A 19,233-nucleotide genomic window follows, 5' to 3' on the forward strand; every position below is an offset into this window, starting at 1 on the left:
GTCGGTGAGACTACGTCGACGTCTCGACTGGGGGTGCGACGTGCGGGGTCGGCCGTCGCACCCGCCGCGCTAGTCCGGACCGGTCGACTCGGGCACGCGCTCCGACCGGTACGCGTATCCCGAGACGATTCCGAGGGCGGCGTACACGAAGACGCCGCCGACGCCGTAGTTCGTCAGCAGCGCGCCGTACATCGCGTAGTACAACAGGTTGGCGACCACCCCGCCGAGACCGATGATAGCGATAGACAGCCACGCCCAGCGACGGTTGCTCGCGGTCATAGTGTTGCGTAGCTCCGCTCCGATAACGTGCGCGACGACGTCCCTTCAAGCTAGCGGTCTGTGTCCTGCATCGGGCTTTTCGACCCTTCTTTCGTCAGATTTCCCGTAAATGCAGACTGACTTCTCCCGGTCGCGGGTCGACGGTGGTTCCGCGCTGGACTCGACCGCTACGACCGAGTTCACGGGCGCGTTCGCCCGGGCGAGGACGCCGGAGACGGCGTCTTCAGAAGCTATTTGAGCCGTCCGGCGAAAGCTCCGCCGATGACAGTTCTGGACGCGACGATGGAACTGCTGCACACGCTGTTCGCCGGAGTCTGGGCCGGTTGGACGCTATTCGTGGCGGCGCTCGTCGTCCCGGCGGCTCGCAATGGGCGTCTCGGAGCGGAGGCGCTCGACTGGCTCACCGGCCGGTACGCACAGTTCTCCACGCTCGCAGCGGTCGTCCTGTTCGCCACGGGGGGTCACCTCGCCGGCACGCGCTACGAGGTCGAGTCGCTGACGGGCACCGGCCGTGGTCACCTCGTGCTGGCGATGGTGGCGCTGTGGTTCGCGCTCGCGGGGCTGAGCCACGTCGGTCGGAGTCGGCTCTCCGACGCCCTCGATCGCGAGAGCGCCAGCGACGCCGCCGCCGGCGTCGCCTCCATCTTCTACGCCGCCGGAGTGGTCGCGGTCGGCCTCCTGCTCGTCGCGGGCCTGCTCTGACGCCCGTCGTTCCGTTTCGCCTCATCCATGCCTCAGAACCGGTCGGCGCGGAACAGGTCGATGGCGTGCTCGCTCGTTCCGTCGACCGAGAGGTCGGCGAGCACCTCGCCGATTGCGCTCGACATCTTGAAGCCGTGCCCGGAGAACCCCGCGCCGACGACGACCTGCGGGTGGTCGGGGTGGCGGTCCACGACGAAGTGCTCGTCGGGCGTGTTCGTGAACGTGCACGTTTCCAGGCGCATCGTCGGCCCCGCAGCGTCGGGGAAGTAGCGCTCCGTGAACTCGCGGAGGACGCGTTCGTCGCCCGCGGTGGGTTCCCGCGACGTCTCGTCCGGGTCGACCGTCTCGTGGAAGTGGTTGTAGCGGCCGACCTTGAACCCGGGGACGGCGTACCGCGGGAACCCGTAGAAGTTCCCCTCCTCGCACGACAGGACGAACACCGGAAACTCGTCGGGTGCGAACCGGTCGGGGGTTTCGGGCTGGAACCAGCCGAGCACCTGCCGCTCGGGCGTCAGCACGTCGTCGAGGTTCGGGAGTAGCTTGCCCGTCCACGCGCCTGCCGTCACGACCAGCGAGTCGGCACCGTAGCTCCCCCGGTCCGTCTCGACGCGCACGCCGCCGTCGGCCGTCGGCCGCCAGTCGCGCACCCGTTCGCGGGCGCGAATCGTCGCGCCGTGCCGGTGGGCCGCCTCGACGTGGGCGACGACGCACTGCTCGACGTGGAGGAACCCGCCGGCGGGTTCGACGACCGCCTCGAACCCGTCGGGGAGGTCGTAGCCCGGATAGCGCTCGCCGAGTTCGCTCGCCGACAGCGTCTCGTGCTCGATGTCGTGTTTCTCGCATGACTCGCGAGCGTTCTCGACCTTCTCGCTCCCTCGGGGACCGGCGACGACGCACCCGGTCGTGTGCAGGAGCTTCGACGGGTGGTCCTCGTCCAGTTCGCGCCACAGTTCGTAGGCGCGTTCGAGGAGCGGAACGTAGTCCGGATGCTCGTAGTACGCCTTCCGGATGATGCGGGTCAGGCCGTGCGACGACCCCATCCCGTGGGGGACGTCGTACCGTTCGAGGCCGAGCACCTGCTGTCCCCGGCGTGCGAGGTGGTAGGCGGCCGCGCTTCCCATCCCGCCGACGCCGACGACGATAGCGTCGTAGTCGCTCATCCCTCTCAGTCGTCGTGGCCACCCACTTAAATTCGAGCGTCGGCGTCGTTCGAGCGACGACGGCCGGCGACCGTCGTTCGACGACCGGTACCGTCCGCCCGGGATGACAGTCCGGATTCGTTGCCGGTGTCCGGCGCCTAAATCTTTTGACCTCGTCGATTGAACCATGCTCGGAACGAGCGCACGACGCGGCCGTCGTGCGACGGAACCGTCGAACAGTTCCCCGCCGTCAGCGACCGACGCTCTCCTCCTCTCGAACCGAATCTGCGCCGGTCGCGACGCCGCGTTCGCCCGCACCGGAACGGGACGGCCCGGCGCTTTCGTCGCGATGCCGACTCGACGGGGTGGCGTCCGATGAGTGCGGACTCGGGGGCGGTTCCCCGACTCGACCTCTTCGACGTCGACCTCGACCGGACGACCGTCGTCGTCGCTGCGATGCTCGGTCTCGATGCCGTCCTCTGGACCGTGCTGTACCGGGGAGCGGTCCCGATGCCCGGCGCGTCGTGGCTGATGGAACGGGGCGTCCCGATGGCGGCTCCCGGTGCGATGGAACTCGGCGTCTTCCACGTCGGCACGTTCGGCGCAGTCCTGGGCTACGTGGCGATGTGGGGCGTGATGATGTGGGCGATGATGCTCCCGGCGATGACCCGTTTCACGCGCGAGTACGCCGCCGCCCACGAGGGTTCGGCGGTCGACGCGACCGTCGCGGTGGCGGCGTTCCTCGCGAGCTACCTCCTCGTCTGGGCAGCCTCAGCGGTCGTCCCGCTCGCGTACCACGCCGTCCTCCCCGGTGGCATCTACGGGTTCACCCGGACCCACGCGACGCTCGTCGTCGGTAGCGCGCTGGTTCTCACCGGGCTGTATCAGCTGTCAGCGTTCAAGCAGTCGCACCTGCGAACGTGCTGTGCGTCGGTCGCGCTACACGAGGACGACGTCGTCGGGGCGTCCGAGGCGGGCGTCGTCCACGGGCTGCGTTGCGCGACCATCTGCTTCGGTCCGTTCTTCCTGCTGATGCCCTTCTTCGGCGAGATGAACCTCTTCTGGATGGTCGCGCTGACCACCGTCGTCACCGTCGAACGGCTCCCGGACTGGGGACGGGAGCTGTCGGTCGCCTCGGGCGTCGTGGCGCTGGTGGCCGGGCTGGCGGTCCTCCTCGTCCGTCCGGACCTCCCGCTCGCGTTCGCGACGTCGACGTGAACGGTGGCCGTTTCGCGGTCCAACCACTGGACGGCGTCGTGACAGAGGCCACTCGGCTTTTGGACGGCGAGCCTGTAACGACGGACGATGGTGAGTACTTCCGGGGTCGCTTCGACAGCGAAGGCGATCAAGGCCGAGTTCAGCGAGAAGAACGTGACCTTCCTCGCCGGGAGCATCGCGTACAACGCGTTCGTGTCGCTGGTACCGTTGCTCCTGTTCCTCGTTCTCGCGCTCGCGCTCTTCGGGGCAAACTGGCAGAACGAGGTGCTCGGCCTGATAACGCGGAACGTCTCTCCCGTGGTCGGGAACTACCTCGAACAGATATTCCAGAGTCGGGCGAGCGGCGCTGCCGGGTCGTCGCTCGTCGGCGTCGTCGTGCTCGTCTGGGGGGCGCTGAAGCTCTTCCGGGGACTCGACACCGCCTTCTCGGAGATCTACGAGGCGAATGCGGAGAACACTATCGTCGACCAGATCAAAGACGGCCTCGTCGTTCTGGTGTCGCTCGTGGTCGCTATCGCCGCGACTATCGTCGCGACGAGCGTGTTCGGCGTCCTCCAGGACGTGATTCCGTTCATCGGGTTGCTGTTACCGCTCGTGCTCGCCGCGGGCCTCGTCGCCGCGTTCTTCCCGATGTACTACCTGTTCCCGGACGTCGACGTCTCGCCGCGAGAGGTGCTTCCCGGCGTCGTCTTCGCCGCGCTCGGCTGGGCGGTCCTCCAGGGACTCTTCCAGGTCTACGTCTCCGTCTCGACCGGCGGCGGCGAAACCAGCGTCGTCACTGGCATCATCCTCCTCCTCACGTGGCTGTACTTCAGCGGCGTCGTACTCCTGCTCGGTGCCGTCATCAACGCCGTCACGGGCGGCCACGCGGGAGAGGACGGCGCGAGCGAGACCGAGCCGGCGAGCACTCCCGACCGCGAGGAGCGACTGGACCGGAACCAGGCGGCCGACTACCTCGGTCGACTGCGGGAGGAGTTCGGCCACTACGACGGGATGGAACCGTCAACCGACGGAATGGCCGACGACGCGAGACCTTCCGGTCCGGTCCAGCTCGTCGAGCGAGTCGAGAACGGGGACGACGGCCGCAACTGGGAGGTCACCCTCCGGTGGCAGTCCGAGGACTGACGCCGTCTCCCGGAGGTCTCGTCTCGACTCGTAGACCGTCGCGCCGGCCGGTACTCGCGGGCAGTTCGGCACCGGCGGTCCGGACCCGCGCTCGAGCACCTCCGCGAGGATTCAAGCGCCTGCGCGGCGTCCGCTAGCGCATGGAGTCAGTCACCGTCCACGACGTTACCGTTCCCAAAATCGGCCTGGGAACCGCGAGGATGACGGGACCGAACTGCCGTGACGCCGTCGAGCGGGCGCTGGAACGGGGGTACCGACACGTCGACACCGCGCAGATGTACGACAACGAGGACGCCGTCGGGGCGGGCATCGCCGCCGCGAGCGTCGACCGGGACGACGTCTTCGTGACCACGAAGATAGACCGGGGGAACGTGGCGTACGACGACGTCCTGTCGTCGGTCGACGCGAGCCTCGACCGCCTCGACACCGAGTACGTCGACCTCCTGTTGATTCACGCGCCGAGCGAGCGGGTCCCCATCGCGGAAACCGTCGAAGCGATGAACGACCTCCAGGACCGCGGTGCCGTGCGCCATATCGGCGTCAGCAACTTCTCGGTCGACCAGGTCCGGACGGCGATGGCGGCCTCGGAGACGCCCGTCGTCACGAATCAGGTGAAGTATCATCCGTTCTACCACCAGAACGACCTGCTGGAGTTCTGCATCGACGAGGACGTGATTCTGACCGCGTACTCGCCCCTGGCGCGTGGCCGCGTCGCGGACGACGACCTCCTCGCTGAACTCGGCGACCGGTACGGCAAGACCGGCGCGCAGGTCGCGTTGCGGTGGCTGGTTCAACAGCCGAACGTCGTCGCGATTCCGAAGGCCGCCGACGGCGACCACCTCCGGGAGAACCTCGCTGTCTTCGACTTCGCGCTCGACGACGACGAGATGCGTCGCGTGTTCGAGGCCCAGGGCGGACTCGTCGACCGCCTCCGTGACCGACTTCGCCTCTAGCTCCCGGCGTGGGTCGGGTCTCCGGGCCGTCCGCCCGATGCCGACCGGCCGGGGAAGCGACTATCGGAGTGCGGATCGTAGCACGTTAGAGGGTATCACTCATGGCCACGTTCACGGGAGTCTGGTCGGCGGAGGAGGTCGAGGCGTTCCTCGAACGAACGACCGTACCACTTCGCCTAGCCTGTACCACGCCGTCCGGACGGCTCTGGATGGTGTCGCTCTGGTTCCGGTACCGCGACGGCGACCTGCTCTGTGCGACGTCGAAGCGCGCGGAGGTCGTCCGGTATCTCGACGACGACCCCCACGTGGCGTTCGAGGTGTCCACGAACGACCCGCCGTACAGCGGCGTCCGCGGGAACGGGACGGTGACCATCGAACCTGACGCCGGCGAGGAGACGCTTCGAGCGCTCCTCGAACGGTACCTCGGCGGGACCGACTCGGACCTCGCTCGCCGACTCCTCTCGTCCGACCGGGAGGAGGTGAGGCTCCGCATCGAGCCGGACCGGGTGTACAGCTGGGACTTCGCGGACCGCATGCGCGACGCGACGTGACCGTCGAGTCCGCTCCACTACGCCGTCCTCCACAGAAGACATTTACCGGGGTGGACGGTACTGCCGGGCTATGCCCTCCCGTAATCGACGGTCGTTTTTCGGTGTCGCCGGCGCCGCCCTCGTCGGCGTCGCGGGCTGCCTCGGCGACACGCCGGCCGGAACGACCGACGAACCGTCCACCGAACCGTCGACGACGACCGCGCACACGACGACCGCGACCACGTCGAGTTCGCCCACTGCCGCTTCCGTCCGCGTTCTCGGGGACGTTCGCGTCGCCGTCGTGGACGCGACCGTTCGGAAGGCGGTCGCCTATGAGTCGATAATGGGTTCGGGCGGCGTGCTCGCCCGCGACGGCCGGCAGTTCGTCGTCGCGGCGGTCCAGAGCCAGACCGGGTCGACCGTCGACGCCACCGGTGACCCGCCGTACGACGCCTTCGAACTCGTCGTCGACGGCGAGACGTATCCTGCCGTCGAGATAGAGGACCGGACGGGGGGTGCCTACACCACGTCGCTCGCCGAACAGGCCTCGATTCGATACGACGCTCCGTACGCGGACGGGCGGACGACGGGCTGGGTCGCCTTCGAACCGCCGTCGCCGCTCGATGCCACCGACGCGGCGGTCCGCTGTCGGTACGACGGCGAGACCGTCACGTGGCCGCTGGCCAGCGACCAGACCGCGACGCTCGGCCGGCAAGCCCCCGTCTTCGAGCCCCGGTCGTTCGAAGCGACGGTCCACGACGCGGGTGTCGACCTGTCCCTCGTCGCCGAGAACGTCTCCGAGACCGACGGTCGGTTCCTCGCCGCCGTCTACTGGCCCACGGCCCGCATCGCCGACGACGACGAGTCGACCATCGTCGAGGACTCCGTCGCCGCGGGCGGCCGTATCGAGTGGACCGGTTCGTTCGACGCGGAGTACGCCGCCGGCGAGGACGGAACGGTCACCGCGAGCGTCGACGGCGCTGTCTCCGCCGAGACGACCGTCGACGTCGGCGTGCGATCGACGACCGACTAACGGTCACCCCTTCGATTTTCGACGCCATCGTGGCCGTTCGACGTTATCGTGGTTCGAGGCTACCTTGATGGCTACGGCCCCTCTCTATCGCGGCCGCCCGCGCTCCGCCGCCTTCCGAGGGTGCGGGCAAGATGCGGGTCCGTCCCCTCCACGGTAGTTCTTAAGTCCCTCACGCAAGAACGGTAACGCATGACGTACGAGAAGTTCGCCGACGAACTCAGTCGTCGCGCGGTGATAGCGTGACCGTCCTCGACGACTTCGACCTCTCGGGGAGCGTCGCGGTGGTCACCGGCGGTACGCGTGGCATCGGTCGTGCCATCTCCGAGGCGTTCGCGGCGGCGGGCGCGGACGTCGTCCCGACGGCCAGGACCGAGGCGGCCGTCGACGACGCCGTCGAAGCCGTCCGCGACCGCGGCGCGTCGTCGCTCGCCTGCCCGACCGACGTGACCGACGAAGCGTCGGTCGAGGCGCTGTTCGACCGCGTCGACGACGAACTCGGCGGCGCGGACGTCGTCGTGAACAACGCGGGCATCAACCCCGACGGAGCGCTCGGACCGCCGGAAGCGGTCGACCCCGAGGCGTTCGACGCCACGGTCGACGCGAACCTCGGCGGTGCGTTCCTGTGCGCCCGCACCGCGGCCCGGACGCTCGTCGAGGACGGCGGGACGGTCATCAATATCGCCAGCGTGGGCGGTATCGTGGGCCTCCCCCGCCAGCATCCCTACGTCGCCTCCAAGCACGGCCTCGTCGGCCTCACGAAGAGTATGGCGCTCGACTGGGCGCCCGACGTCCGAGTCAACGCCATCGCGCCGGGGTACGTGAGCACCGAACTCACCGAGGAACTGGAAGCCGACGAGGACCTCCGCCGGTCCGTTCTCGACCGGACGCCGCAGCGTCGGTTCGCCGACCCGGAGGAGATCGCCGGCCCCGCGGTCTTCCTCGCCAGCGACGCCGCCTCGTTCGTCACCGGCGAGTGCCTGACGGTCGACGGCGGGTGGACCGCGCGATAGGGCAGTGGTCGTTCGGGCTCCCGCGTTTGTTTGCTAGTCGTTACCGCGACAACAGTCAACACTCTTTATATCTCTCGAAAGCGTACCGGTTCGGCGGGAGGGGGTAAACGATGGGAAACGACTTCTCCGGCGACGGGGATTCGAAAGAGGATAGATTTCCGAAAAGCGACGGTGACTTCCGAACGCCTGCGGTCGGTCGACGCGACTTCCTGAAGGCCACGGGAGCGGGGGCAGCGGCCACCTCGCTGGCGGGCCCCGCGGTCGGACTCTCGACCGCCGGACAGCAGGGACCGCTCCGGTTCGGGGCGATCTACATCCTGTCCGGGTTCGCGTCGGTGTACGGCGAGTCCGCCGAACTCGGCATCGAGATGGCCGTCGACGAGATAAACTCCCAGGGCGGCATCGACGGTCGGGAGATCGGTCAGGTGCTGTTCCGGGACAGCGAGGCGTCCGCGAGCACGGCGATCCAGCACGCCCGGAGCCTGGTCCAGCAGGACAACGTCGACGGACTCATCGGACTAGACAGCAGCGGCGTCGCGCTCAAGGTCGCACCGGTGGTCCGGCAACTCCGGCGGCCGCTGATGATCACGCACGCCGCGACGCCGTTCGTCACGACCCAGAGCGGGCCGAACGCCCAGGGGAACAGGTACGTCTACCGCGACGGCGTGAACCTCTCGCAGAACCTCTACGGCGCTGCCAACGTCGCCCGGGACCTGGACGCCCAGTCGTGGACGACCATCGGCCCGGACTACGCGTTCGGCCACCAGACGTGGGACTACTTCAAGGCGTACACCCAGGGGATGGACCTCGGCCTGAACTACATGGACGGCGCGACGGCCTTCCCGCAACTCGGGGCCAGCGACTTCACGCCGCAGATAAACAAGGTCGTCAACGCCGACCCCGACGCGGTCGTCACGAGCCTCTGGGGCGGCGACCTCGTCACGTTCCTCAAGCAGGCCCAGAACACGGCGTTTTTCGACACCGTGGACAACCTGCTGATGACCGTCGGGGCGGCGACCGACGTGCTCCAGCCGCTGGGTTCCGACATGCCCGACGGTCTCTGGGCCGGGACTCGCTACTGGTTCCGCGCGCCCCAGTCGGACGCGAACGACCAGTTCCGCCAGAAGTTCCGGAACAGGTACGACCAATTCCCGTCATACAACGCCCAGAACGCCTACACCGGGATGTACCTCTACAAGAAGGCTATCGAGCAGGCGGGGAGCGCCGAACCCGACGCCGTCGTCTCCCAGTGGCAGGGGATGCAGCACACCGGCCCGGTGGGCCAGTTCACCATCGACGAGCAGAGCCACCAGGCCATCCTACCGGCCGTCTGGGGGAAGACCCAGTACTCCCAGGACCTCGGGATAAGCCTGCTCGAACCGGTCCGGCGCATCGACGCTCCGGCCGACAGGCTCCGGTCGCTGCTCGACGGAAGCGACCTGCCCGCGGGGGTGTAAGCGCGTGTGGGAAGTCCTGAGCGCTCTCCCCGTCCGGGGGATACTGACGGGGCTGAGTCTGGGGAGTCGGCTGTTCCTGCTCGCGCTCGGACTGAGCCTCATCTTCGGTGTGCTCGACGTGCTCAACTTCGCCCACGGCGCGCTGTACATGGTCGGCGCGTACGTCACCATCAGCGCCGCGACGAGCGTCCTGGACAACTTCTGGGTCGCGGTGCTCGCGGCCACGCTCGCGGTCGGCGTGCTGGGAGCCGTCATCGAGATGGGAATCATCCGTCGGGTGTACGACCGCGGCCAGCTGGACCAGCTCATCCTGACGTTCGCGCTGGTGCTCATCATCAGCGACCTCACGAGGACCATCTGGGGCGCGGGCTCGTACACGATGGCCCAGCCGGAGCTCCTCCGGTTCAACGTCTCGGTCGGGGGCAGTCCGTACCCGGCCTACCGGCTGTTCATCATCGTCGCCGGGTTCGTGGCGATGGCCGCGTTCTGGTACGTCCTCCAGCGGACCTACGTCGGACAACTGGTCCGGGCGACGTCGAACGACCGTGACATGGCCGCGATGCTGGGCGTCGACGTTCCGCGGCTCTACACCGCGGTGTTCTTCGTCGGGAGCGCCCTCGCGGGGATGGGCGGTGCCCTCGCGGCTCCGCTGCAGGCGGTCACGCCCGGCATGGGCGACCAGGTCATCATCGACGCGTTCGTCGTCGTGGTCATCGGCGGCCTCGGGTCGTTCGTCGGCGCGTTCGTCGGCGCGATGATTCTCGGCCTGCTCCGGAGCACGGGCGTGCTGGTCGTCTCCGGCGCCGGACTGTTCCTGCCGTTCGTCGCCATGATACTGGTGCTGATATTCAAGCCGCAGGGTCTCTTCGGGGGTGAGGTGGAATGAGCACCGAGGCGGTACGCGAGACCGCCTTCGAGTGGACCACCGGTCACGCGCTCGCCACCGCGCTCGTCGGCGCCGCGCTCGTGGTCGCGCCGTTCGTCCTGCCGCAGTATCAGGTGTACGTCCTGACCGAGGTGCTGGTGCTCGCCCTGTTCGCGACGGGGTTCAACCTGCTGTACGGCTACACCGGCCTGCTGTCGTTCGGCCATGCGATGTTCTTCGGCGGTGCGGGGTACGGGCTGGCAATCGTTCTCCGGGATACGGGTCCCGCGCTCGGGATGCCGGGGACCTTCGGCGGCGCGGCCCCGCTCGTCGGTCTCGCGGTCGCCGCCGTCGTCGGAATCGCGTTCGCCGTGCTCCTCGCGATTCCGGTCGGCTACCTCAGCGTCCGGCTTGAGGAGATATACTTCGCCATGATCACCCTGTCGTTCAGCATGGCGTTGTACACACTCGCGCTCAAGAACGTCGGCCAGATAACCAACGGCAGCGACGGCATCACCGTCATCCTCGGCCGCGCCAGCCTGTTCGGGATGCCGCTCGTCCTTTACGACCGGACGACCTACTACTTCCTCGTGCTCGTCGTCTTCGCGCTCTCGATGTACGCGCTCTGGCGCGTCGTCAACTCGCCGTTCGGGATGGTGTGCAAGGCCATCCGGGAGAACCCCGAACGGACGGCCGCACTCGGCGTGGACGTCAAACGGCATCGCTGGATAGCGTTCGTGCTCTCGGCGGTCTTCAGCGCCATCGCGGGCGTGCTCATCGTTCCGCTGCACAGCGTCGTCGCGCCCGAACTGGTCAACTGGACCACGAGCGCGGAACCGGTCATCATCACGGTGTTCGGTGGTCCGTTCGCGTTCGCCGGGCCGGCGCTCGGGACGGTCGCGTTCCGGTATCTCCGGTGGGCGGTCACCCAGTCGCCGCTGCTGGAGGCACACTGGCAACTGGTGTTCGGGACGCTGGTGCTGGTGGTCGTGCTGTTCTTCAAGCAGGGCGTCTACGGCGGCGTCGCGGCGCTCGGCGACTGGCTCGCCGGCCTGTCGGCGTCCTACCGGAACGACGGCGCGTCGGGCGTGGCGGCGTTCGTCCGGACGTCGGTCGGGAACGCTGCCGACTCGCTTCGCGGGGGGACACAGCAGCGTTCGACCGGCGGCGGGTCGAAGGAGGGGTCGCAGTGACCACCGTGCTCGAAACCCGCGGCCTCACGAAGGAGTTCGGAGCGCTCCGGGCGGTCGACGACGTGAGCGTGGCGGTCGACTCCGAGGACGTGACCAGCATCATCGGCCCCAACGGCGCGGGGAAGACCACCTTCTACCACCTTCTGTCGGGGCGGCTCGCGCCGACCGACGGCGACGTGTTTCTCCGGCCGCGCGCCGGCAAGGGCCTCGAACGAATCACCGGGCTGCCACCCCACGAGATATCGCGGTCGGGGCTGTCGCGGGCGTACCAGATAAACAACAGCTTCGAGGGCCTCACCGTGCTGGACAACGTTCGAACCGCTCGCATCAGCGCCGAGGGGCGGAGTCTGGACTTCCGGACCAGAGTCGCCGACGACGAGGCGCTGCGCGAACGAACGCGGGAGGTCCTCGAACTGGTCGACCTGACCGGGATAGCCGAGATGAAGTGTTCGAACCTCTCGCACGGCGACAAACGAAAGGTCGAAATTGGGCTCGCGCTGGCGACCGACCCGTCGGTCATCCTGCTCGACGAGCCGACGGCCGGCATGAACCCCTCCGAGAGCGAGCACATGGTCGACCTGATAGAGCGACTGAACGCCGAGACCGAGACCACGTTCGTGCTGACCGAACACGACATCGAGATGGTGCTGTCCATCTCGGACCGGATTCTGGTGCTCCATCGCGGCGAACTCATCGCCGACGGGACCCCCAGGGAGATAATGGAGGACGAGCAGGTGACCAGCGCCTACCTGGGTGAGAAAGCGTGACCGCGAACCCCGAACCGGTGCTCTCGCTCGACGACGTTCACGCGTACTACGGACACAGCCACGTTCTGCACGGCGTGTCGCTCGATCTCTTCGGCGGCGAGGTCGTCACGCTGCTCGGTCGGAACGGCGCGGGGAAGACGACGACGATGCGGAGCATCGTGGGCGTCGTCCCCCCGCAGCGCGGGTCGGTGGTCTACCGCGGGACGAACATCGTCGGGCGTTCGGTCCACGACATCTCCGAGATGGGCATCAAACTCGTCCCGGAGGACCGCCGGGTGTTCCCGACGCTGACGGTTCACGAGAACCTGAACCTCGCCAGACGGCTGGCGGGCGACCGCGCCGGGAACGTCGAGGAGATGTACGACCTGTTCCCGACGCTCGACGAGTTACGGTCGAACGCGGGACGGAACCTGAGCGGCGGGGAACAGCAGATGCTGTCCGTCGCGCGGGTGCTGGTTCAGAACCCCGACGTGCTGTTGCTCGACGAACCCACGGAGGGGCTCGCACCCGTCATCGTCGAGGACCTGCGCGAGGCGTTCGGCGACGTGGTCTCGGACGACGTGACGATACTACTGACCGAGCAGAACGTGAAGTTCGCGTTCGACATCGCCGACCGTGGGTACATCATCGACAAAGGCGAGATAGTGTTCGAGGGGTCGGTCGACGAGATTCGGTCGCGAGACCGCCTGCTGGAGGACTACCTCTCCGTTTCGAGTAGCGAACTGCGAGGTGAATCATGAACGAACCCACGACCCACGCCGGCGACCTCACGCTCCGTCCGTTCTTCTGGCGGGCGACGGAACTGTTCCCCGAGAAGGAGGTCGTCTCCGAGACGCGGGCGGGCCGCCACCGATACACGTACGCCGACTTCGGCGACCGGGTGCGGTCGCTCGCCGCCGGCCTCAAGGCCATCGGGGTGACGGAGGGCGACCGCGTCGGCACGTTCGGCTGGAACCACCACCGACACCTGGAGGCGTACTACGCGGCACCCCTCATGGGGGCGCAACTCCACACCGTCAACGTCCTGCTCGGGGACGACCACGTCGAACACATCGTGAACGACGCGGCCGACGACGTGCTGCTGGTCGACCCCGGCGACCCCTTCGAGACGGTCGAACGCCTCTGGGACCGGTTCGAGAGCGTCCGGGAGGTGGTGGTGATGAGCGACGACGTGCCCGACACCGACGTTCCCGTTCGCGCCTACGAGGACCTCGTCGCCGGTCACGACGCCGAGTACGAGTGGCCCGATGTCGACGAGGACCAGCGGGCGGGGATGTGTTACTCCTCCGGGACGACGGGGCCGCCGAAGGGCGTGGAGTACACGCACAAGATGATCTACTCCCACGCGCTGATGGTGATGACGCCCGCCGCCATCGGCATCGAGGAGGGCGACGTGGTCATGCCGGTGGTGCCGATGTTCCACGTCAACTCGTGGGAGTTCCCCTACGCGGTGACGATGGCCGGCGCGAAGCAGGTGTATCCCGGCCCGTCGCCGGACGCGGAGACGCTGGTCTCGCTCGTCGAGGACGAGGGGGTCACGCTCACCGCGGGCGTGCCGACGGTCTGGATAGACGTCCTCGACTACCTCGACGACCACGACGCGGACGTCTCCAGCCTGGACCGCATCGTCGTCGGCGGCAGCGCCGCGCCGAAGGGCGTGATGCGTCGGTACGAGGAGGAGTACGACGTCTCCATCGACCACGCCTGGGGCATGACCGAGACGATGAGCATCGGTAGCGTCTCCCGTCCCAAATCCTGGATGGCCGACTGGGACCGCGACGACAAGTTCGACAAGCGCTCCAAGCAGGGCCTGCTGTCGCCCGGCCTGGAGATGAAGGTGGTCGGCGACGACGGTGAGGAGGTTCCGTGGGACGGCGACTCGTTCGGCGAACTGTACGTCCGCGGCCCCACGGTAGCCCAGGAGTACTACAACCGCCCCGAAGCGAACGAAGAGGAGTTCGAGGACGTCCCCGCGAGCGACGAGAGTGGGGGGTCGGAAGAGGGTCGCTCTTCCGGACGGTGGCTGAAGACGGGTGACATCGTGACCGTCGACGAGGACGGCTACGTTGAGGTGGTCGACCGCGCCAAGGACGTCATCAAGAGCGGCGGCGAGTGGATATCGAGCATCGACCTCGAGAACGAACTCATCGCCCACGAGGACGTGGTCGAGGCCGCGGTCGTCGCGGTGCCACACGAGCGCTGGCAGGAGCGACCGCTGGCCTGCGTGGTCACCCGCGAGGGCGCGGACGTCGACGGCGAGGAGATGCGGCGGTTCCTCTCCGAGGAGTTTCCCGACTGGTGGCTTCCCGACGACGTCGCGTTCGTCGACGAGGTACCGAAGACGGCGACGGGCAAGTTCGACAAGAAGACGCTGCGAGAGCGGTTCGAAGACCCCGAACTGCGGTGGACGCCCGGCGAGGAGTGACGGCCCCCTCGTCGACGCGAACGACGGGCGCCGCCATTCGTGTAAGATTTGTTACGGAAATCGTTAATTCACGTTTCGGTCATGTGTCACACGATGTCGCAGCACAATCTCGAAGATTACGACTCCCTGCGCGAGACGTTCGACTGGGACGACGTGTTCGCCGAAGCGGACTGGGACGCACCCGAACGGTTGAACGTCGCCCACGAGACCGTCGACCGCCACGCCGACAATCGCGAGACGGTCGCACTCTACTGGGTCGGCGAGGACGGCGACCGCGAGACGGTGAGCTTCTGGGAACTGTCGGAGCGATCGAACCGCTTCGCGAACGTCCTCTCGGACCTGGTCGCGGACGGCGACAGGGTGTTCTCCTACATGCCTCGCGTCCCCGAACACTACGTCGCCCTGGTCGGCACGCTCAAGACCGGCGCGGTCTGGGGGAGCATCAACGAACGGTACGGACCGAACGGCATCGCCGACCGCCTCGCCGACTGCGACGCCAAGGTCGTCGTCACGACCGCCGCCAACCGCGACACCGTCGCCAGCGCCCTCGACGACGTCCCCTCCGTCGAACACGTGATCGTCGTCAGCGACGACGGGACCGGCATCCGTCGCGGCGACGTCAGTTACCACGCCGCGATGGCCGACGCCGGCCGCGAGTTCGACGTTGCCGACACGAGCGGCGACGACGACGCGCTCCTCTACTACACGAGCGGCACGACCGGCCCGGCGAAGGGCGTCCTCCACGAACACCGGTGGGTCGGCGGCGTCGCGGCCACCCAGCGATACGCCGTCGACCTCCAGGAAGGCGACCTCTACTGGAGCACGGGCGACCTCGGCTGGCTCACGGGGGCCATCAACACCCTCGGCGCGTGGTTCTGGGGAACCAGCCTCTTCGTCTACGAGGGCGAGTTCGACCCGGAGACCTGGGCCGGCCTCCTCGATACGTACCCCATCAGCGTCCTCTTCAGCGTCCCGACCGCCTACCGGATGCTCCGAGAGAACGACGACCTCCTCGACGACGTCTCGCTCGACCTCCGGCACGCGCTCTCCATCGGCGAACCGCTGAGTGCCGGCGTCGTCGAGTGGGGCGAACGGACGCTCGGGGTCACCATCCACGACACGTACGGCCAGACCGAGACGGGCAACATGATAATCAACAACTACCCCACGATGGAGGTCCGCCCCGGGAGCATGGGGAAACCCCTGCCGGGCATCGAGGCCGCCGTCGTCGACCCCGACACCGGCGAGCCGCTCGACCCGGGCGAGACGGGCGAGATAGCCCAGCGCGGCGACTACCCCTGCTTCTTCGCGGAGTACTGGGAGCAACCGGAGAAGACCGCGAACTGCTTCGTCGACGACTGGTATCTCTCCGGGGACCTCGGCTACGTCGACGAGGACGGCTACTTCTGGTTCGAAGGCCGCGCCGACGACGTCATCCTGAGCTCCGGCTACCGCATCGGCCCCTTCGAAGTCGAGAGCTCGCTCGGCGAGCACGAGGCCGTCGCGGAGGCGGCCGTCGTGCCGAAACCGCACCCGGAGCGCGGCAACATCGTGAAAGCCTACATCGTGCTCTCCGACGGCTACGACCCGTCGGAGGACCTGAAGGAGGACGTCCAGGCGCACGTCAAGTCGGAACTGGCGGCACACGAGTACCCCCGCGAAATCGAGTTCGTCGACGAACTCCCGAAGACCGTCACGGGCAAGATTCGGCGGACCGAGCTACGCGAGGGGACGGAGGGCGTCGACGAGTAGCGTCGACCCCACATCCGGGCGTCGAGCCGTCCCGGCCGCGGCGACGACGGTTCGAGCGCGGTCACGACCGGTCGACGCTTCCGCAGTTCGGGCGCAGCGGTCATTCGGCTTCTCGTTCGGCGTCGAGGAGCGATTCGCCGCGTGACGTCAGTCGATAGACGGCTTCGCCGCTGACCGGTTCGACGAAGTCGTGTTCCACGAGTCGTTCGAATCGACGCTCGACGTACGTGAGGTGGAGTCCGAGACGATTGGCGAGCAGGGGGACGTACTCGGGTTGCGCGCGTTCGAGCGCCGCGAGAATGTCCCGGTCCACCGGGCGCATCCAGTCGGGAGGTTCGGTCATGGTCACCGCAGATGGTTCCTGTTACTTCCCACCACTCTCGGCGAGTCATTAAGCCTTGGCGTGGCTTTCGTGAAAGTTCTCGCGTGCGAACCGGTCTCCGAGGACGGACCGCGTTCGGGCAACTCGCACCGTCGGTCTCGTGTTCGTTCGCGCGAACTCCGGACGGACACTTATCACGGTGCTCCCGGTACGTCCGGACGAAGATGTCGGCGCTCGACGAGCGGTACCTCGACGCCCTTCGGACGCTTTCGACGACGCTCGACGACGACGTCGAATGGGCAGTCACCGGGAGCACTGGCTTCGCGTTGCAAGGCGTTCCCCTGAGTCCGGACGACGTCGACGTGCAGACGACCGGGGACGTGGTCTACGAGATAGCGGAACGGTTCGCGGAGCAGGTCGTCGACCCCGTCTCGTTCTCCGAATCGACGGCGATTCGCTCTCACTTCGGGGCGCTCGAACTCGACGGCGTTCGTGTCGAACTCATGGGCGGAGTGCAGAAGCGCCGGGCGGACGGAACGTGGGAGCCCCCGGTCGACGTCACCGAACACCGCGTGTTCGTGGACGCCGGAGGCGTTCGAGTTCCCGTCCTGTCGCTCCGATACGAGGCGGAGGCGTACGAGCGACTGGGACGGTCAGAGCGGGCCGCTCTCCTCTCCGAGCACGTCGAGTGAGTCGCCCGAGCGCGGGAGACGACCACCTCGGACTCGGCCGCCCACCGGTGAGCGTCGCGACTGTACCGACCCAGCTCCTCAACGCCCGTCACGCTCGATGGAGTCGCTTAAACGGATTTCAGTAAGACTAGCTACAAAAATGCAATTCAGATTATCATTAAGGTGGTGGGGCTCCTCCGTCTAGACGTGATGAGACGGATTCCGACCCAGCGCCCGGACATCGACCGCGGCCCGAACCCGACGTACAGCCTCGGCCAGACGCTCACGGCGACGGTGGTGGTCGCCGCGGTGGCGGTCGGCGCGATGCTGGCTCTCAGCTACCCGGTCGCCGCCGCCGTGGTCGCGACCGTCGCGATTGCGGCCCGGACCGCCGTTCGGCAACTCCGCCACGCGCGGGGATGCGAGTCGAGCGGAGACGCCCGGACGGTCTGCATCCCGAACACCGACGTCTGCATCGAGACGTGACGAGCGAACGACGCCGTCCATTACTTTCGGCCCCGTGACGACCTGCGGTCCGTTCTCGACGAACTTCCGGGAGAGCGCGGCGAGCGGCGACCGGACTCCTCGACGCCGGCCTCGTGGTTCCGGCGTTTCGCACGGTCGCCGTCGGCACGCGGACGACCCCACGATTCAAGCGCGTGGCCTCGCAATCGACTCGTATGTCCGTCGCCGGTGCGATCGACGCGCACGTTCACCTCATGCCGCCGCGACTGATGGCTGCGATACGCGAGTCGCTCTCGCGCGAGGCCGGGTGGACGTTCGACCATCCGGCCGAACGGGAGCGGATGGAGGCCGCGCTGCGGTCGGCGGGCGTCGACCGGTACTTCGCGCTCCCGTACGCCCACGAAGCGGGGGTCGCCGAGGAGTTGAACGAGTGGGTGCTCGACGCGGCCGACCGGTCCGACATGGCGGTTCCGTTCGCCACCGTCCACGGTGACGACGACGTCGACGCCGTCGTTCGTCGGGCCTTCGAGGCCGGTGCGCGCGGTCTGAAGTTCCAGTGCCCGGTCCAGGGGTGTGGCCCCGCGGACCCGCGCCTGACGCCGGCGTTCGAACTCGCCGCAGAGTACGACCGTCCGGTGCTGTTTCACGCCGGGACCGCCCCGACGTTCGAGGCGAGTCCGCACGTCGGTGCCGACCAGTTCGCCCGCTTCGTCGACTCCTTCCCCGACGTTCGCGCGTGTGCTGCACACATGGGCGCGTACGAGACGCCCGAGTTCGTCGAGTTCGCACGACGGCACGACCAGGTGTTCCTGGACACGACGATGGCACTGTCGCCGCGGTCCGAGGAGTTCCTCGGGTTCGACCCGGCGACTGTGACGGACGAGACCCTCTCGTCGCTCGCTCGCTCCATCATGTTCGGGTCGGACTACCCAAACCTCCCGTACGCCTACGACGACGAACGGCGGGGGTTGCTCGACCGCGACCTTCCCGAATCCGCCTACCGGGACATCTTCCGGCGAACCGCGGAACGGTTCCTCGGGGAGCGGTAGCGACGGTCCGACAAGACCGCGGCGCGAAGTCGGCTCTCCGCGGCGACGAGGCGCCACCGAATTCGACGACCGACCGTATCCACCGCAGTAACGGTCGTTACTCCGTCTCGTCGAGAGGTTTCGAACGGGACGCGTCGGAAGGCCCTCGCCTTCTTCGTAGCGGTACCGCCGAGTTGCCGGCCCCCGTCGGAGGACTCTCGCCGTTGCCGAGACGTAGCGTGCGATTCGAGCGTCGACGGCTCCGTGAACGGAATTAACGGATTCGTGGCTTGAACGTG

Annotated in this window: 20 protein-coding genes; 17 read left to right on the forward strand and 3 right to left on the reverse strand. The window is 67.7% G+C overall.

Features of this window, described 5'->3' with window-relative positions:
- Positions 1-69: 69 nt before the first annotated feature.
- Positions 70-279, reverse strand: coding sequence for a hypothetical protein (locus ACRYA2_RS15245; protein ID WP_113276224.1), 210 nt, complete (start codon positions 277-279; stop codon positions 70-72).
- Positions 280-540: 261 nt separating this feature from the next.
- Here ACRYA2_RS15245 and ACRYA2_RS15250 point away from each other — a divergent pair, with 261 nt between their 5' ends.
- Entirely contained in the window at positions 541-981 is a 441-nt protein-coding gene (locus ACRYA2_RS15250) for a CopD family protein (RefSeq protein ID WP_433629832.1), read from the forward strand.
- A gap of 32 nt (positions 982-1,013) precedes the next feature.
- Here the strand turns inward: ACRYA2_RS15250 and solA are convergent, their stop codons facing one another.
- The gene (gene solA / locus ACRYA2_RS15255) at positions 1,014-2,141 is read right to left on the reverse strand and encodes an N-methyl-L-tryptophan oxidase (protein WP_433629835.1); all 1,128 of its coding nucleotides are present in this window, start codon (positions 2,139-2,141) and stop codon (positions 1,014-1,016) included.
- A 354-nt stretch (positions 2,142-2,495) separates the two neighbouring features.
- Here solA and ACRYA2_RS15260 point away from each other — a divergent pair, with 354 nt between their 5' ends.
- The 13 genes from ACRYA2_RS15260 to ACRYA2_RS15320 all read left to right on the forward strand — a co-directional run bounded on the left by ACRYA2_RS15260 (position 2,496) and on the right by ACRYA2_RS15320 (position 16,448).
- Positions 2,496-3,338: a DUF2182 domain-containing protein gene (locus ACRYA2_RS15260; RefSeq protein ID WP_433629837.1), complete on the forward strand. Its 843-nt coding sequence runs from the start codon at positions 2,496-2,498 to the stop codon at positions 3,336-3,338.
- A gap of 87 nt (positions 3,339-3,425) precedes the next feature.
- Entirely contained in the window at positions 3,426-4,463 is a 1,038-nt protein-coding gene (locus ACRYA2_RS15265) for a YihY/virulence factor BrkB family protein (RefSeq protein WP_433629840.1), read from the forward strand.
- A gap of 140 nt (positions 4,464-4,603) precedes the next feature.
- Positions 4,604-5,416, forward strand: a complete 813-nt coding sequence (locus tag ACRYA2_RS15270) for an aldo/keto reductase (RefSeq protein WP_433629842.1) — start codon at positions 4,604-4,606, stop codon at positions 5,414-5,416.
- Positions 5,417-5,517: 101 nt separating this feature from the next.
- On the forward strand, positions 5,518-5,967 hold the full coding sequence (locus ACRYA2_RS15275; protein ID WP_433629844.1) for a pyridoxamine 5'-phosphate oxidase family protein: 450 nt from the start codon (positions 5,518-5,520) through the stop codon (positions 5,965-5,967).
- Between the two features lie 70 nt (positions 5,968-6,037).
- The gene (locus ACRYA2_RS15280; protein ID WP_433629847.1) at positions 6,038-6,979 is read left to right on the forward strand and encodes a hypothetical protein; all 942 of its coding nucleotides are present in this window, start codon (positions 6,038-6,040) and stop codon (positions 6,977-6,979) included.
- A 239-nt stretch (positions 6,980-7,218) separates the two neighbouring features.
- The gene (locus tag ACRYA2_RS15285) at positions 7,219-7,989 is read left to right on the forward strand and encodes an SDR family NAD(P)-dependent oxidoreductase (RefSeq protein ID WP_433629850.1); all 771 of its coding nucleotides are present in this window, start codon (positions 7,219-7,221) and stop codon (positions 7,987-7,989) included.
- A gap of 110 nt (positions 7,990-8,099) precedes the next feature.
- Positions 8,100-9,446, forward strand: a complete 1,347-nt coding sequence (locus ACRYA2_RS15290) for an ABC transporter substrate-binding protein (protein ID WP_433629852.1) — start codon at positions 8,100-8,102, stop codon at positions 9,444-9,446.
- Positions 9,447-9,450: 4 nt separating this feature from the next.
- Positions 9,451-10,332, forward strand: coding sequence for a branched-chain amino acid ABC transporter permease (locus tag ACRYA2_RS15295; RefSeq protein WP_433629855.1), 882 nt, complete (start codon positions 9,451-9,453; stop codon positions 10,330-10,332).
- Complete coding sequence (locus tag ACRYA2_RS15300; protein WP_433629857.1) at positions 10,329-11,504, forward strand: branched-chain amino acid ABC transporter permease; 1,176 nt, start codon at positions 10,329-10,331, stop codon at positions 11,502-11,504. Before ACRYA2_RS15295 ends, ACRYA2_RS15300 begins: the two co-directional genes overlap by 4 nt.
- Positions 11,501-12,271, forward strand: a complete 771-nt coding sequence (locus tag ACRYA2_RS15305) for an ABC transporter ATP-binding protein (protein WP_433629859.1) — start codon at positions 11,501-11,503, stop codon at positions 12,269-12,271. The genes ACRYA2_RS15300 and ACRYA2_RS15305 overlap by 4 nt, the downstream gene beginning before the upstream one ends.
- Positions 12,268-13,011 carry an ABC transporter ATP-binding protein gene (locus tag ACRYA2_RS15310; protein WP_433629862.1) on the forward strand — a complete coding sequence of 248 codons (744 nt, stop codon included), beginning with the start codon at positions 12,268-12,270 and terminating at the stop codon, positions 13,009-13,011. Before ACRYA2_RS15305 ends, ACRYA2_RS15310 begins: the two co-directional genes overlap by 4 nt.
- Complete coding sequence (locus tag ACRYA2_RS15315) at positions 13,008-14,696, forward strand: long-chain fatty acid--CoA ligase (RefSeq protein ID WP_433629865.1); 1,689 nt, start codon at positions 13,008-13,010, stop codon at positions 14,694-14,696. The genes ACRYA2_RS15310 and ACRYA2_RS15315 overlap by 4 nt, the downstream gene beginning before the upstream one ends.
- Before the next feature lie 93 nt (positions 14,697-14,789).
- On the forward strand, positions 14,790-16,448 hold the full coding sequence (locus ACRYA2_RS15320; protein ID WP_433629867.1) for an acyl-CoA synthetase: 1,659 nt from the start codon (positions 14,790-14,792) through the stop codon (positions 16,446-16,448).
- Between the two features lie 100 nt (positions 16,449-16,548).
- On the opposite strand, the gene ACRYA2_RS15325 is transcribed toward ACRYA2_RS15320, so the two are convergent.
- A complete protein-coding gene (locus tag ACRYA2_RS15325; RefSeq protein WP_433629870.1) occupies positions 16,549-16,791 on the reverse strand; it encodes a winged helix-turn-helix domain-containing protein in 243 nt (80 codons plus the stop codon).
- A gap of 203 nt (positions 16,792-16,994) precedes the next feature.
- Here ACRYA2_RS15325 and ACRYA2_RS15330 point away from each other — a divergent pair, with 203 nt between their 5' ends.
- The 3 genes from ACRYA2_RS15330 (at position 16,995) to ACRYA2_RS15340 (ending at position 18,955) form a co-directional block, all read left to right on the forward strand.
- The gene (locus ACRYA2_RS15330) at positions 16,995-17,462 is read left to right on the forward strand and encodes a nucleotidyltransferase domain-containing protein (RefSeq protein WP_433629873.1); all 468 of its coding nucleotides are present in this window, start codon (positions 16,995-16,997) and stop codon (positions 17,460-17,462) included.
- A gap of 189 nt (positions 17,463-17,651) precedes the next feature.
- Positions 17,652-17,927: a hypothetical protein gene (locus ACRYA2_RS15335; RefSeq protein ID WP_433629876.1), complete on the forward strand. Its 276-nt coding sequence runs from the start codon at positions 17,652-17,654 to the stop codon at positions 17,925-17,927.
- A 194-nt stretch (positions 17,928-18,121) separates the two neighbouring features.
- Complete coding sequence (locus ACRYA2_RS15340; RefSeq protein WP_433629879.1) at positions 18,122-18,955, forward strand: amidohydrolase family protein; 834 nt, start codon at positions 18,122-18,124, stop codon at positions 18,953-18,955.
- Positions 18,956-19,233 lie beyond the last annotated feature (278 nt).

It is taken from the genome of Halomicrococcus pelagicus, from assembly GCF_050954125.1.